The organism is Halocynthiibacter sp. SDUM655004, from assembly GCF_026015885.1.
GTDB lineage: Bacteria > Pseudomonadota > Alphaproteobacteria > Rhodobacterales > Rhodobacteraceae > Falsihalocynthiibacter > Falsihalocynthiibacter halioticoli.
The window spans coordinates 1,423,802-1,438,076 of sequence record NZ_JAPDUG010000001.1; the positions used below are offsets into that span (position 1 = coordinate 1,423,802).

Genomic DNA, 14,275 nt, shown 5'->3' on the forward strand with positions numbered 1-14,275 from the left:
CCGGTTCAAGACGAGGGGGTGAATTTTGGTGCGGTTATCGGGATTTGCTAGTCAGGTTTGGCCAAAGGGTGGTGTTCAAGCACCAGAGATTGCAAGCGTTCCTCTAGCACATGTGTATAGATTTCGGTGCTCGACAAATCCGCATGGCCCATGAGTGTCTGGATCACACGAAGGTCCGCGCCATTTGCCAGAAGGTGTGTGGCAAAGGCATGGCGAAGGCGGTGAGGAGTGACAGAAGACGGATCAACACCCGCCGCAACGGCGATTTCCTTGATCAGCGCATAGAACCGATGCCGCGTGAGGTGTCCGAGTTTGCTACGAGAGGGGAACAGGAAAGGCGAGGGCGGTGTGCCGTGTTCAATGCGCTCCACCTCTTCCTGTGCGTCACGCGTTTCAAGCCACGCCTCCAAAGCGTCACGCGCCGGCGGAGATAGAGGTACAAGCCGTTCTTTGCTGCCTTTGCCTTTGATCAGCAGCATTTGCGGATTCCCTCGCGCAGAGGCGACAGGCAGGCTCACAAGCTCCGTCACACGCATGCCACTCGCATAGAGAAGTTCCATCAGGCATGTGTTGCGCAAACGGTCGGTCTTGTTCCGTCCTTGCGATTTTGCGGCCTCAAGAAGGCGGTCTACATCGTTCTCTGACAGGGTTTTTGGCAGTCGCTTGCTCCGTCCTGGTCCGCGGATTTGCAGGGCAGGGTGATCTTCGCGGAGCCCTTCTTCATAGGCGAAACGGTAGTAGCTCTTGATAGCTGAAAGCCTGCGTCCGCGCGTGGATTGCGAGAACCCCTGTGCGTCACAATGGATCAAATAGTCCTCAACCGTGTCGCGAACGGCGCTGTTGAGAGTTTCCTTCTTGCTGGCAAGAAACTCTGCATAGTCTTGCAAATCCCGCCGATAGGCCTCTTGGGTGTTGGGCGAGGAATTGCGCTCTGCCACCTGCGCCAGAATGAAATCTTCGATTTCGCGGTGCATTTGGGCGAGTGACATGATCAGCTCCGTTCAAGCAGCATAAGTTGCAAGGCCGCCCGGCGCGCCACATCCTCAAGACCAAGAGCACGAAGCGTCGTAAGCCCCGCGGCAATATCGTCCGGATCGCCGGTGCTGCCCCGTTCAAAAAGCGTCATCGCCGACAAGATCGCACGTCCAATCTCGCCATTCTTGAGCATCGCTGCTTCGGCAGGCGGCGGAGTCAGGGTGTTAAACCCGTCCACAATCGCACGTGCCTTTGAAGAGGACAGACCATGGAGTTTGGGCATACCTTTGGCCAAATCAACGAGGAAACGATCTTCTGCTGTATCTGGTGCGTATTGAAGGGCTACGGTTTCGTAGTCGTCCGTTAACAGCCCGAGGTGAAACCGCGTCCGCGCCGTTTCCGGGTCAAGCAGCAAAGGCGCAAGCAAAGGGGTATAGTAGCGCGCGAAGGGGGTAAGCAGGCTGGCCTCTGCCATGGCGCTTTGTGCTTTTGGCAATGTTAAAGCCACGCCAGCGGTGTCCTTAGCGCGCAGCGCGTCATCAAAATTTTGAACTGCCGCAACACGGTCCCACAAGCCGCCAGAAGCTGGTGGTTTGCGATCTGTATAGAGCGGGAACAAAACGTTGTCGGCCACAGCGCCAGAGGCCGCGAGTTTCTCTGCAGCCTGAAGGCGCGCGCGCCATCCGTTGTTCTTGTTGAGATCGGTTTGTGCAAATGCGCGGGGCAAATGGGTTGTTGGAATCGGTTCGCCAATCGCTTCATAGAGTCGGAAAGTCAGCGGTGAAGGCCGTGCGATCAACGGCAATTCATCCGCGCCCTCGAAAAGCTCAGGATCAAGGAACCGCGCCAGAAGCTCGTCTTCCTCTTCCGAAATATAGCCAAGTGCACGCCCGGTTTCCAAGGTCAGCGCCGCAGCATTCCAATCTCCTGTCCGCGCAAGGCAAAACACGCGGGCAGGCAAGGTTGGTGCCATGGTAGCGGTGTTTTGCAGGTTTTCGCAGGCCGCGGTTTCGACGCCGATCAACAACGCGATGTCGAAATAGCGGCGGAACATCTCTGCGGATTCTGTGCCAGTAATTTCCATCAATGACGCCGCTTGGTCGAGTGCGCCAATATCGAGCAGCTTGTCGATGCGGGCTTGAAACAAAACCGCGCGCGGATCGGTGTCAGATGGCGGAGAAACTTCGGCAAGAAGCAGCTTCATCAGAAGCGCTTGCAACGCAGGGTATGTCTCTACGGGTTGGGACAAAAGGGCGCGCGCAAGATCTTCGCTCGGGGTTGGACCCCACAATTCACGCGGGAACCCTGTCACGCTAACAGGGAGCAAGCCCACTCCATCCCGCGATGGTTGCCCAAGCGGAGATGTCTCGATCTCCTCGATCGCAGCGGAGTCGGTCACGTCGGAATTTGGTGCGGTCTGCGGTGTCACAACCGTTTCCGACAACCAGTCAATCGCCGATAGCGGCTCTTCTTGCTGCGCGACAACAGGAGCGGAAAAACCGGAAAAGAGCGCGGCAACCGCCACGGTTTTCAAAAGAAATGCCCTGCGCACGTTAACCGTCGCTCAATGTGACGGGTTGGCGAATTTCGGTTATGTTCGGATCGAGATTGCCAAAATAGGCAAACGCCACAAATCCGATAAAGATTCCGATCAACAGCCCGATGATCAATTTTAGAAGTCGCCCCATGACTCTGTCCTGTCTCTATTCTGTGTTTCTCGCCATTGTTTGGCGATGATGATTTCCTGCTGCCATGATTATGCAGTTTTTTGTCGGATATGTCTCTTTATATATGGCCTTTTTTGCAAGATCACGCCATTCAGGTAAAGAAGTGAAAAATTAAGCGGATGGCAGCCTGTTTTGGGGTTCAAGTTACATAAGACGGTTGTGTTGGTCGGAATGATGGGGGCCGGAAAAACGGCCGTCGGCAAAGCGCTCGCGGCGCGCATTGGTGTTCCGTTTCTTGATAGCGACGAAGAGATTGTTAAGGCAGCAAATATGTCGATTGCCGAGATTTTCGAGCGCGATGGAGAGCCCTTCTTTCGTGACAAGGAAACGCAAGTTATTACGCGACTTTTGACCGAGGAGCGCTGTGTGCTTTCGACCGGAGGCGGCGCTTATCTATCCGAACGTAACCGTAAGATCATTTCAGAGAAGGGCAAAGCTGTTTGGCTCAACGCCGATCTGGCGCTTTTATGGTCGCGGGTTCGGCACAAGAATACGCGCCCTTTGCTGCGGACAGACAATCCCTACGAGACGCTCAAGACCCTCTATGAAGCGCGGGTGCCGTCTTATGAGCTGGCCGATCTGTCGGTCAAAGGTAAGGCAGAATATTCCATCGAGGATATGGTGGATGCCGTAGTGAGCGAATTGAAGAAACAAGATAATCTACTGGAGGAAATCGCGTGAATACCGCGTCGCAAACCAACATCGAAACCGTAGAAGTTGCGCTTGGGGAGCGGAGTTACGAGATCAAGATTGGCGAAGGGCTGCTCGCAGATGCAGGGACCTATATCGCACCGTTGTTGCGCCGCAAGAAGGTTGCGATTCTGACGGATGAGACGGTGGCGAAGCTTCATCTTGCAACACTTCAAGACGGCTTGGCGGCGGCAGGGATAGAGTCCGATGCGCTCGCATTGCCTGCTGGAGAGGCGACAAAAGCGTGGCCCCAATTTTCACGCGCCGTTGAGTGGTTGCTTGAGAGCAAAGTCGAGCGCAACGATGTTGTGATTGCGCTTGGTGGCGGTGTGATTGGCGATCTGGCAGGGTTTGCCGCAGCGGTCGTGCGCCGTGGCGTTCGGTTTGTGCAGATACCCACCTCGCTATTGGCGCAGGTCGATAGTTCCGTTGGCGGGAAGACTGGGATCAACGCACCACAGGGCAAGAACCTGATTGGTGCATTCCATCAACCCTCGCTGGTTTTGGCGGATATCGGTATTCTCGCAACCTTGCCAGAGCGTGATTTCCTGTCTGGATATGGCGAGGTCGTTAAATATGGCCTTTTGGGAGATGCCGCGTTCTTTGAATGGCTCGAAGAACATGCGCCTTCGATGGCAAAAGGTGATGTTGTGGCGCGTGCTTATGCGGTGAAGCGGTCCTGCGAGATGAAGGCCGATATCGTCGCGCGCGACGAAACAGAGCAGGGGGATCGCGCCCTTCTAAACCTTGGGCATACGTTCTGTCATGCGCTGGAAGCGGCGACGGGCTATAGCGACCGGTTGCTGCATGGCGAGGGCGTTGCGATTGGGTGTGCGTTGGCATTGGAAACTTCTGCGCGTTTGGGGCTGTGTTCCCAAGAAGACCCAAGCCGTCTGCGCGCGCATCTGAAAGACATGGGGATGAAGGCGGATATCTCCGACATTCCTGGTGATCTTCCCAATGCAAAAGCGCTTCTTGATTTGATGGGGCAAGACAAGAAAGTCGTGGACGGTAAGATCAAGTTCATCCTGACGCGTGGAATTGGGGATGCGTTCGTTTCGCCAGACACAGATACCGATGTTGTTTTGGCGGTCCTGAAGGATGCCTTGGGCGAACGTTAAGCTTGCCGCGTTCTATATTGTTATTAAAAGAAAAAGCCGCTCCAAATGGGGCGGCTTTTGTCTTTGTGGTGTTGTCTTTTCTAGAACGGGATTTCGTCGTCGATGTTGCCGCCGCCACCGCTTGGCGCGCCGCCTTGGGAGCCTCCACCGTAATCGTTGCCGCCACCACCGGAGTAGCCACCGCTGCTGCCGCCGGAATATCCGCCGCCGCCGCCAGAGCCACCGTCATTGCGTCCGTCGAGCATGGTCAATGTGCTGCCAAAGCCTTGCAGAACAACTTCGGTTGAATACCGGTCGTTGCCACTTTGATCTTGCCATTTGCGAGTCTGCAGCTGGCCCTCGATGTAAACTTTAGAGCCTTTTCGCAGGTATTGTTCAGCAACACGAACCAATCCCTCGCTGAAAATTGCCACAGTGTGCCATTCGGTCTTTTCGCGGCGTTCACCTGTATTGCGGTCTTTCCACGTCTCAGAAGTCGCGATACGCAGGTTGGCAACCTTACCACCGTTCTGGAAGGAGCGGATCTCTGGATCGGCTCCAAGATTACCAATTAGAATAACTTTATTGACCGAACCCGCCATGCAGGATGCTCCCTTCGAATCTATTGTGTTGAACGCAAAGTTACACCACCCGCCAAGGTTCGGGGCAAGGTAAAATATGTGCAAATTTCCCCCGTTCCCATAGGCCGAGGTCCTAAGAGGGGTGGATTTAGCTTTCGTTTCGGGTATATTTTCCGAGTTGCGACAGTGTCGCTCGTTTGTTGCCAAGGAATTGTATTCAGGATGTTTGTAAGAGTAATCACAACTTGCGCTGCTCTTCTTGTCGGAACGGCGGTCTTCGCTGACCCGCTTGCAACCGGTACAAAATCCAAGCGCAATCTGTTTTCCTCACAGCTTAAAGTTCTGGATACACGCGCGGCCACGCAATATCGCGGCTCCGAGCGCTTGCGCCCACGCGGTGCGGGCGATGCTGTTCCGGCTTATAACGGCAAATACAAGGGGCAGTACCTTCCGATTGCCCGCGAGATGGCGCGTAAATACAATATTCCAGAAAACCTGTTCCTGCGGTTGGTACAGCAGGAAAGCGGCTGGAACATCTATGCGAAATCACACAAAGGTGCTACTGGACTCGCCCAACTTATGCCTGACACGGCGCGCTATCTTGGTGTGAATATCAACGATCCGGTGCATAACCTTGAAGGCGGCGCGCGCTATCTTCGGGAACAGTATATTCGCTTCGGCTCTTGGCGCCTTGCGCTTGCGGCTTATAACGCAGGCCCCGAGGCTGTCAGCAAACACTCCGGTGTTCCGCCCTACAAAGAAACCCAGAACTACGTTGTGGCCATTCTTGGCCGCTAGGGTCTAATCAGATTTTTCCGTATCTTTGGTTGCAATGACCGGCTTCATGCGTGCCAGCATGTCTTCGGAGAGGTGGCATTTGATCTTATGCCCGTTGGCAAGAGTGCGATCCGACGGAACCTCGGTCTCGCAGAGGTTGCCTTCAACCTTATCTTTCCAATGGCAGCGCGTCTGGAACGGGCAACCGCTTGGCGGGTTCATGGCCGAGGGGATATCCCCCTCAAGCACGATATGCTGTTTCTCAATCGCGCGGTCCGCAATCGGAACAGCCGAAAGAAGCGCTTCGGTATAAGGGTGATACGGCGGGGCAAACACCTGATCGGTGGTTCCGATCTCAACCACATGACCAAGATACATGACCATCACACGGTCACTGAGATAGCGCACGATCGAAAGGTCATGACTGATGAATAGAAGCGTGGTTTTGTTCTTGCGCTGAAGCTCCATCAGCAAGTCCGTCACCGCCGCCTGAACCGACACATCAAGCGCAGAGACAGGCTCATCCGCAATCACGAGCTTTGCGTCGCCAGCAAAGGCGCGCGCGATACCGACGCGCTGTTTCTGACCGCCTGAAAGCTGGCGTGGCATCCGCTCGGCAAACTCACGCGGCAGTTTCACAAGATCAAGCAGTTCCAACATGCGCTCGTGCCGTTCTGCATCATTATCGCCAATCCCGAACACCTCAAGCGCACGGATGATTTGGCGGCCAATACCGATAGACGGGTTGAGCGTGTCAAACGGATTTTGGAACACCATCTGGAGCCGCGACACAAGTTCGGCCCCGCGGTCATCAATTGCAATGTCCTCAACCGGCTCGTCAAACAGGATCGCTGTCCCTTCGGAGGCAGGCTCCAAGCCCATCAAAACCTTGGCGAGTGTCGATTTCCCACAGCCGCTTTCCCCCACAATGGCCAGCGTTTCGCTTTCGCGTGCTTCAAAACTCAAGCTCTCGTTGGCCTTCACGACGCGGTTTGGTCCACCAAAGTGGCCCGAGGGTACATCGTAGTATTTCCTGAGATTGTCGACTTTAAGAACCGTGCGACCCGCATCTGTAGCTTCGGTTTCGGTTTCAACCTTGAGGGGCGCGTCCCAGTCGATATCGGCAAATCGGGCGCAGCGGGTGGTGTGACGGGCGTTATCTGGCACGGGGAACATGGCGATATCGCCCTGATCACAGATGCCGGCCTGAAAATAATCACAGCGCGGCCCAAAATTGCATCCTTGCGGACGTTCGTTCGGCAGCGGGAAATTCCCCGGAATAGCCACAAGAGGGCGTTCGTTTTTATCGGCGCCGGGTAGGGGGATCGACCGGAACAGGGCCTGCGTATAAGGATGACGCATATCGTCAAACACATCGGCAATGCTGCCGCGCTCGACGGCTTCGCCCGAATACATCACACATAGTTGGTCGCATGTTTCCAGAACAAGCCCAAGGTTGTGCGAGATGAAGAGCATTGATGTGCCGTATTTCTCGCCCAGACCTTTCACAAGATCAACAATCCCCGCCTCAACCGTCACATCAAGCGCGGTCGTGGGCTCATCAAGGATAAGCAGGCTGGGCTTACTCATCAGCGCCATGGCAATGACGATGCGTTGCTGTTGGCCTCCGGAGAGTTGGTGGGGGTAGCTTTTCAGGATGCGCTCGGGGTCTGGAAGCTTCACATCATTCACGACCTCAAGGGCGAGTGCGCGGGCCTCTTGCTTGCTCGCGCCTTGATGGATCATCGGAACTTCCATCAATTGCGCACCAACCCGCATAGCAGGGTTCAGGCTGGCCATCGGTTCCTGATAAATCATCGCGATTTCAGACCCGCGCAGGTCGCGCAGCTCTTCGGCAGAGTAGGTGGCAAGGTCACGGCCCTTGAACCGGATCGTGCCGCCCACGACGCGCCCGTTTTCGCCAAGATCTTGCATCACCCCAAGTGCGACAGTGGATTTCCCGCACCCGCTTTCCCCCACAAGACCAAGCGCCTCGCCAGGTTGCACGGCACATGAAAAATCCATCACCGCAGGGATTTCGCCCTTTCGGGTGAAAAAGCTGATCGAGAGGTTGTCGATCTCAAGGATGGGGCCGGTATACTCATTTGTCATGGCTTAATCCTTCAGGCTTTCTTCACGCAGCCCGTCGGCCAAGAGGTTGAGCCCAAGAACAAGGCTCATGAGCGCGATCGCAGGGGCAAGGGCCGCATGAGGATAGATGGAGAGGAGGCGACGACCATCGTTGATCGTACTGCCCCAATCAGGGCTTTCCGGCTCAAGACCGAGGCCAAAGAAGCCAAGTGTTCCGAGCAGGATGGTTGTGTAACCGATACGCAGACAGAAATCGACGATCAATGGTCCGCGCGCATTAGGCAGGATTTCCCAAAGCATCACATACCACGCGCCTTCGCCACGGGTCTGTGCGGCGGCAACGTAGTCGCGGGTTTTGATATCAAACACAAGCCCACGCACGATACGGAACACCAAAGGTGCGTTTACAAACACCACGGCCACAAAAACAATCAGCGTATTGCCAGGAATGCTAATGAAATCAATGGCGTTTGGTACGAAGTTCAGCGCCGTACCGCCTTCGCTGATTACGGCGAGATAAGCGGCACCACCGATGAGCAAGGTGACGCCAAGGATGCGGTTCCGTGTTTGCGGCTGGGTGTGGTAGCGCGAGTTGATAACAAGCGTAACAAAGATCAGCGGAAACAGGAAAAGCACAGCCGCCATATAGCTCGGCAGGCCCGTTTCAACGATTTCGGGCGTTACCAATAGGTAGAACAGCAGGATCACCGGAAACGCCAGTACAAGGTTCGCCGCAAACGATAGGCTCGTGTCGAGCTTCCCGCCATAGTAACCCGCCGGAAGGCCCAGTGTGATGCCGACCATGAAGGCGAAGATTGTCGCCAGAGGCACGAGTTTCAGAACTTCCCATGCACCGACGACCATGCGGCTAAACACATCGCGAGCAAGGTTATCGCCGCCAAGGAGGTAATAGGGATAGCCTTCAACCCCGTCGGGCAGCGGTGTGCCTGGTACCTTGTTTTTCAGGCCAGAGATCTGTTCAAGCGGCGGATGGGTCAGGATAAAGCCTGCCGCGCCGAAGATGGCCGTAAAGACCCAGAACATCACAATCGCAAATCCGATCATGCCAATGGGGCTATCAAAGAGTTTGCCATATAGGCCCAGCCGTTTTTTATAGCGAACCGATAGGGCGAATATTGCCGCAAGCGCAATCCACACGGGCCAGAATTGAAAGAGGATGCGTAGGATGATGGCGCCCCAACCGATGGTTTCCATGAGTGCCTCCTATGCCAACCGAATGCGCGGGTTGAGATAGACATACCCGATGTCGGATATGAGCTGCGTCACCAAAACAACAACAACCGCAACAACAGAACAGCCCAGCAAGAGATCAATGTCGTTATTGCTTGCTGCTTGAACCAATGTCCAACCGAAGCCCTTGTAGTTAAACAAAGTTTCAACAATCACGACCCCGTTCAAGAGCCAAGGGAACTGCAGCATGATAACAGTGAAGGGCGCAATCAAAGCGTTGCGGAGCGCATGTTTCATTACGATATTCGGAAAGCTTACACCCTTAAGCCGCGCGGTTCGGATGTATTGCGAGGTCATCACTTCGGTCATACTCGCACGGGTCATGCGGGCGATATAGCCCATGCCGTAGGCGGCGATTGTTATGACGGGCAGCGTAAAGTTTTGCCAGTTGGCATCTTTGGCCGCGGTGGTTGCCGTTCCTTTGAACAGGGTTTTGCTTTCAATCCAGCCCCATTCCGCAAGGATTGGCGAAATTCCGACCTGAGAAGAGGCGAAAAAGGCGATCAGGATTACACCAGAGACATATTCAGGCGTGGCGGTCGAAAGGATTGATATGGTCGAGAAAGTCCTATCCGTACGGCTCCCTTCGCGCATGCCAGCCATAATGCCGACAAAGAGCGCGGCGGGCACCATGACCATCATCACCGCAAACATCAGCTTCCCAGTGAGAGCCAGTCTTTGCAACAAAAGCGGGCCAACCGCGGTTTTGAACACACTGCTTTCGCCCCAATACCCTTGCAGGATGCCGCAGTAGGTTCCCCATTGCTCACTGGTTGCAGCGTCAACACAGCGGCCGGAGATCTGTCCGTCGTCATTCTTATAGGTCCAACCGGGCACAACCCCGATCCATTCGCCGTAGCGGGTGACGAGAGGGCGATCAAAGCCGTTTTTCGTCAGCCAGCTTTCAACCTGTGCGTCCTCCATACGGACGGAACCTTGGCTCTTGGCGAGTTTCTCAAGATTGGGACCAAGGTTGGTCAGGAAGAAAACAATGAACGTCAGGCACAGCGCGGTTAGCACCATCAAACCGACGCGGCGAAGAATGAAGTACCCCATGTAAAGCCCTGTTCTGAGGTGGTTTTTGCAGTCCACCCGTGCTTTTGTTTGGCTTGGTCCGCGATTTTAAACGCGGATCAGGCGAATGGCGCAGGGCCGGATAGCCCGACCCTGCAGTCCGTTTTTAGGCTGCCCAGCCGATGAATTGCGGAGCAATCTCGAATTGCGGGTGCATCTCGTTGCCCACGAGGCCCGGCACCGAATGACGGTAAATCTTGCGCCAGAAGGATTGGATTGTAACTCCTTCATCTTGCATGATTTTTTCGAGTTTCGCCATAACCTCTCGCCGCGCGTCGGCGTCGGCTATTGCGAGCGCCTCATCAAGCAGCGCGTCAAACTCGGCATTGGCAAAGCCGGTTTCGTTCCATGGCACACCGCTCTTATAAGCAAGCACTAGAACCTGTACGCCAAGGGGACGCTGGTTCCATTCAGTGGAGCTGAACGAGAATTTTGCCCAGTCATTCCAATAGGTTGCGCCCGGAAGAACAATCCGCTTTACCTTCATGCCTGCATCACGCAGCTGCGCGGCGACGGCATCGGTTGCGTCGGTGTTGAACCCGGAGTCGATCGACACAAGCTGGTGCTCGTAATCGGCCATGCCTTCGTCCTGCATGATTTTGAACGCGCCTTCAGGATCGTGAACGGGGGGCGGAAGCTCTGCATACTCAGGATGAATTGGGCAAACATGGTGGTTTTCTGCCACGGTGCCGCGGTTGTTATACCCAAGCTCAAGAACAACGGCGTTATCCACGGCCATCGCCAGAGCGCGGCGCACGGAGGCTTTCTCGTATGGTTTGATCCCGTCAACTTCGGTTTGCGAGTTGGGGCGAGTCACAAGAGTTGCGGCCGTAACGGCGCTGGATTGCTCAAGGCCGAGGCTATCGAGAATGTCGATGAAATCGCCTGTGGATTGATACATGGTGTCGACTTCTTCGGCCTCAAATGCGGCGACCCAAGCAGCAGGATCTTCGCCGTAGTCGATAAATTCGATCCGGTCGAGCCACGCGCCATTACCTTCGTTCCACCACGTATGGTTTTCGTTGCGCACGAGCACGCATCTTTCACCCACAGCGTAGCTTTCAGGGATGTAGGGGCCAGTTCCAACTGGATTGTCGAACGGATCGCCATGATTGAGGGATTTATGCGCAATCGCAGCAGGATAATCGGCCATACCCGCGATGAGCGTAATGTCAGGGCGCGGCAATGTGAGTTTGAGGGTCGTTTCGTCGATAACCTCAACAGCGCCATCGCGCAGTTTTTTGGTGTCTGGGTCAACCAGAACATCAAAACGCGTGGCCATGGAGTTGCCTTCGACTGTGCCGTCACACCACCATTCGATGTTCATCGCAACATCTTCGGCGGTGAACGGATCACCGTTGTTCCAAGTGACGCCTTTGCGCAGGTTGAGGGTATATTCGGTCGCGTCTTCGTTAATGTCCCAGCTCTCCATCAGGTAAGGCTCAAATGTACCTTCCTTGGTGTAAAGCACGAGATACTCGAGGAAACCGCGGGTCACATTGCCAAGCTCGGACCAATCATAAAGACGCGGTTCTTTCATAGCGCGTACGGATTGTTGAATGCGCAATGTGCCGCCCATCTGTGCTTCGGCAGCAGCAGCTGGTTTCGGTGTGCCCGCAATTGTCAGAGCCGCGGCACTTGTCAGACCAAAGGCCGTAGAGCGGGCCAAAAATTCGCGCCGGTCAAGTTTTCCGGCCTTGAATTCGTCAATAAAGGCGGCGGCGGCGGAATGCACCGGCTTTCCGGTAATGGTCTTTTTCGTCATATTTTTGGCTCCCTAGTCGTCAATTATTGTTTAAACACAGTCGCTAAGCCGCGCCGCACTATTGATGCAGCGTGACAGTGTGTTTTTTCTTATGAGGTTAAGGGTGCACGTATAATTGGGCGCGTCAACAGCGGGGACAGGCATTCCAAGTCACAAAAGCGACATGAAACCTGTCAAAAAACGACAATCACCAAGCAGACAAGGGGTTGTAGCAGAATTTGAAAAGTCCGGAAAAAATCAGTTGTCGCGACGGAAACTTGAGGGCGTGCAGCCGATGTGGTGCTGGAAGGCGCGGGTGAAATACGCCGCAGAGCGGAACCCGAGCGCTTCGGCGACGTCTTGGATTGGCTCTTCTGTTTCCACAAGGCGACGGCGCGCTTCAAAGAGAACGCGATCATTCAAAAGCGCAGAAGCAGGACGGCCGCAGGCTTTGTTACAGACACGTGTGAGATGCGTCGGTGTAACGCCAAGTGCGTCGGCGTAGTCATTGATCGTCATCCCCTCGGCGTAATGTTCTTCGACCATCTCCGAGAAGCGCGCGGCGAGGCGTTGGCCGGAATCTGCGCTGTTGTCATTGAGGTCGGCCAAGAGGCTTTGCCGTTGAAGCCAAACAGTTAGTAGCCCTGTGTGATAGGCCATGGCGCGGCGACGTTCCGGGCGATTTCCCTCAATTTCGCGCTGCAATGCTTCGAGCAACCCTGTCAATTCGCTCTGGGGCGCGGTTTCGCGAATGCGTAGGTGCATGTTTTTCTGGGGTAGGGAGATGCCATCAAGCGGCGGAATAAACAGTGCGGACCCAAAGACTTGTGTCGAAACTTCAAAGCCGTGCATGACGCCGGCAGGAATGAAAATTGCATTATGCGCACCATAGCCGCGCGTGACTCCGCCTACGGTGATGCGGCCTTGGCCGCGTGTAAACCACAGGAACACCGAGCTTGAGTAACTCCGCATCGCCTCAACCCGCCAGCGGCCACCTTTTGCAAGCTGTGGGATGGGTGTCATCCGCACTTCAGGCTCGGGCTGCGCGATCCGCTCCGCAAGTTCGGAGGGAGTCATGATGTGAGGTGAATTGGTCGCAATTTGAGTCATGTCACAAGTCCGTTGTTTTTAATCGCAGGCAGCATTTCCGTAAGCAGACACAGAAATTGCGACATTCAAGTATTTGATCTGATTGTGAATACCGGGCGAGGGAGACACGTGAGATCGGTCGTATGTTCGTTGCTGACAAGTTTGACGCAGCATTCCGGCAATCCCAAAAGGAAAATGTCGGAAAAGGACAATTCAGCGCGAGTTATCCACAACCGTGACACGAAGGACGCGAACTAAACGGGAACATAGGGGTGCCAGTGTTTCATCTTGCTTCGGAACCATGTGCGTTGGCGCTTGGCATATTGGCGACTGGCAATGATCGCGGCTTCGATGGCCTCATCCAACGTGTGTTCGCCGCGCAGGTAACCAATCAACTCCGGCGCGCCAATGGCCTTGCTAGAAAGGTAGTTCGGATCGAAGGTTGGCTCCATTGCGCGGGCCTCATCCAAAGCGCCTTGTTCAATCATTAGGTGAAAGCGCCGCTCGATTCGGTCGTTGAGCCAGTCTTTCTCTGCCTGCATTACAATTGGAGCCGCCGCTTCAAGCGGCAGGAGCGGCGGCGGCGTATCGTCCTGCCACGCGGCCAACCCACGACCCGTTGCGGTTAACACTTCCCAAGCGCGCTGAACACGCATGGGGTTTAGCGTATCGATGCGGCTTGCGGTTTCGGCGTCGATCTCTGCCAAAAGCGCCTCAAACCCTTCGGCGTTTTTGCGGGTATCCGCCAATTGCCTCACTTCGGCTGGAGTTTCCGGTATTTCCACAAGCCCTTGAGTGAGGGCCTGAAAATACAGGCCTGTGCCACCAACAATGATCGGCCGATCATTCCCCGTTCCTTGCAAAAAGGGCGTCACATCGCGCAACCAATGGCCAACGGAATAGTTCGCGTCAAATGGCACATGCCCATAGAGGTAGTGCTGCGCTTTGGCGAGGTCTTCGGCGGGAGGGCGAGCGGTCAGGATGTTCCAACCATCAAAAACCTGAAGCGCATCGGCGTTCACAATGACGCCGCCGTGACGCTCTGCAATCTCAAGGGCCAGCGCCGATTTACCCGAGGCCGTCGGACCGGCAATCAACACCGGTTTGTCAGCGGGAATTTCGGGAAGGGCCTGCATATTGATTGCCTTGCTTTGCGAGATACTCGGGTTTTCGCTC

General features: G+C 55.1%; 13 protein-coding genes. 3 read left to right on the top strand and 10 right to left on the bottom strand.

Annotated features, from left to right (window positions below):
- Positions 1-47: 47 nt before the first annotated feature.
- From N9C89_RS06970 to N9C89_RS06980, 3 genes are read right to left on the bottom strand one after another with little or no spacing between them, the layout of a single operon-like run.
- Entirely contained in the window at positions 48-989 is a 942-nt protein-coding gene (locus tag N9C89_RS06970; RefSeq protein ID WP_263953107.1) for a site-specific tyrosine recombinase XerD, read from the bottom strand.
- Between the two features lie 2 nt (positions 990-991).
- Positions 992-2,527, bottom strand: a complete 1,536-nt coding sequence (locus tag N9C89_RS06975) for a hypothetical protein (protein WP_263953108.1) — start codon at positions 2,525-2,527, stop codon at positions 992-994.
- 1 nt (position 2,528) lies between these two features.
- Positions 2,529-2,663, bottom strand: a complete 135-nt coding sequence (locus N9C89_RS06980) for a hypothetical protein (RefSeq protein WP_263953109.1) — start codon at positions 2,661-2,663, stop codon at positions 2,529-2,531.
- A gap of 171 nt (positions 2,664-2,834) precedes the next feature.
- On the opposite strand from N9C89_RS06980, the gene N9C89_RS06985 reads away from it, so the two are divergent.
- Positions 2,835-3,383 (top strand): shikimate kinase, encoded by a 549-nt coding sequence (locus N9C89_RS06985; protein WP_263953110.1) that lies wholly within the window; start codon positions 2,835-2,837, stop codon positions 3,381-3,383.
- Positions 3,380-4,513, top strand: coding sequence for a 3-dehydroquinate synthase (aroB, locus tag N9C89_RS06990; RefSeq protein WP_263953111.1), 1,134 nt, complete (start codon positions 3,380-3,382; stop codon positions 4,511-4,513). The genes N9C89_RS06985 and aroB overlap by 4 nt, the downstream gene beginning before the upstream one ends.
- 80 nt (positions 4,514-4,593) lie before the next feature.
- Here aroB and N9C89_RS06995 read toward each other — a convergent pair whose 3' ends face one another.
- Complete coding sequence (locus tag N9C89_RS06995) at positions 4,594-5,094, bottom strand: single-stranded DNA-binding protein (protein WP_263953112.1); 501 nt, start codon at positions 5,092-5,094, stop codon at positions 4,594-4,596.
- A gap of 201 nt (positions 5,095-5,295) precedes the next feature.
- Here N9C89_RS06995 and N9C89_RS07000 point away from each other — a divergent pair, with 201 nt between their 5' ends.
- Complete coding sequence (locus N9C89_RS07000) at positions 5,296-5,871, top strand: lytic transglycosylase domain-containing protein (protein ID WP_263953113.1); 576 nt, start codon at positions 5,296-5,298, stop codon at positions 5,869-5,871.
- Between the two features lie 3 nt (positions 5,872-5,874).
- Here the strand turns inward: N9C89_RS07000 and N9C89_RS07005 are convergent, their stop codons facing one another.
- The 6 genes from N9C89_RS07005 to miaA all read right to left on the bottom strand — a co-directional run bounded on the left by N9C89_RS07005 (position 5,875) and on the right by miaA (position 14,235).
- Positions 5,875-7,962 (bottom strand): ABC transporter ATP-binding protein, encoded by a 2,088-nt coding sequence (locus N9C89_RS07005; RefSeq protein WP_263953114.1) that lies wholly within the window; start codon positions 7,960-7,962, stop codon positions 5,875-5,877.
- 3 nt (positions 7,963-7,965) lie between these two features.
- On the bottom strand, positions 7,966-9,156 hold the full coding sequence (locus N9C89_RS07010) for an ABC transporter permease (protein ID WP_263953115.1): 1,191 nt from the start codon (positions 9,154-9,156) through the stop codon (positions 7,966-7,968).
- 9 nt (positions 9,157-9,165) lie between these two features.
- The gene (locus N9C89_RS07015; protein ID WP_263953116.1) at positions 9,166-10,248 is read right to left on the bottom strand and encodes an ABC transporter permease; all 1,083 of its coding nucleotides are present in this window, start codon (positions 10,246-10,248) and stop codon (positions 9,166-9,168) included.
- Positions 10,249-10,372: 124 nt separating this feature from the next.
- Positions 10,373-12,031 carry an ABC transporter substrate-binding protein gene (locus N9C89_RS07020; protein WP_263953117.1) on the bottom strand — a complete coding sequence of 553 codons (1,659 nt, stop codon included), beginning with the start codon at positions 12,029-12,031 and terminating at the stop codon, positions 10,373-10,375.
- Between the two features lie 237 nt (positions 12,032-12,268).
- A complete protein-coding gene (locus tag N9C89_RS07025) occupies positions 12,269-13,120 on the bottom strand; it encodes an AraC family transcriptional regulator (RefSeq protein ID WP_263953118.1) in 852 nt (283 codons plus the stop codon).
- A 233-nt stretch (positions 13,121-13,353) separates the two neighbouring features.
- Positions 13,354-14,235 (bottom strand): tRNA (adenosine(37)-N6)-dimethylallyltransferase MiaA, encoded by an 882-nt coding sequence (gene miaA, locus N9C89_RS07030; protein ID WP_263953119.1) that lies wholly within the window; start codon positions 14,233-14,235, stop codon positions 13,354-13,356.
- Positions 14,236-14,275 lie beyond the last annotated feature (40 nt).

What these genes read in the sequence shown, in the direction of transcription:
- N9C89_RS06970 (WP_263953107.1), bottom strand. Translation starts at nt 989, where the DNA reads ATGTCACTCGCCCAAATGCACCGCGAAATCGAAGATTTCATTCTGGCG.
- N9C89_RS06980 (WP_263953109.1), bottom strand. Translation starts at nt 2,663, where the DNA reads ATGGGGCGACTTCTAAAATTGATCATCGGGCTGTTGATCGGAATCTTT.
- N9C89_RS06995 (WP_263953112.1), bottom strand. Translation starts at nt 5,094, where the DNA reads ATGGCGGGTTCGGTCAATAAAGTTATTCTAATTGGTAATCTTGGAGCC.
- N9C89_RS07000 (WP_263953113.1), top strand. Translation starts at nt 5,296, where the DNA reads ATGTTTGTAAGAGTAATCACAACTTGCGCTGCTCTTCTTGTCGGAACG.
- N9C89_RS07005 (WP_263953114.1), bottom strand. Translation starts at nt 7,962, where the DNA reads ATGACAAATGAGTATACCGGCCCCATCCTTGAGATCGACAACCTCTCG.
- N9C89_RS07010 (WP_263953115.1), bottom strand. Translation starts at nt 9,156, where the DNA reads ATGGAAACCATCGGTTGGGGCGCCATCATCCTACGCATCCTCTTTCAA.
- N9C89_RS07015 (WP_263953116.1), bottom strand. Translation starts at nt 10,248, where the DNA reads ATGGGGTACTTCATTCTTCGCCGCGTCGGTTTGATGGTGCTAACCGCG.
- N9C89_RS07020 (WP_263953117.1), bottom strand. Translation starts at nt 12,031, where the DNA reads ATGACGAAAAAGACCATTACCGGAAAGCCGGTGCATTCCGCCGCCGCC.
- N9C89_RS07025 (WP_263953118.1), bottom strand. Translation starts at nt 13,120, where the DNA reads ATGACTCAAATTGCGACCAATTCACCTCACATCATGACTCCCTCCGAA.
- miaA (WP_263953119.1), bottom strand. Translation starts at nt 14,235, where the DNA reads ATGCAGGCCCTTCCCGAAATTCCCGCTGACAAACCGGTGTTGATTGCC.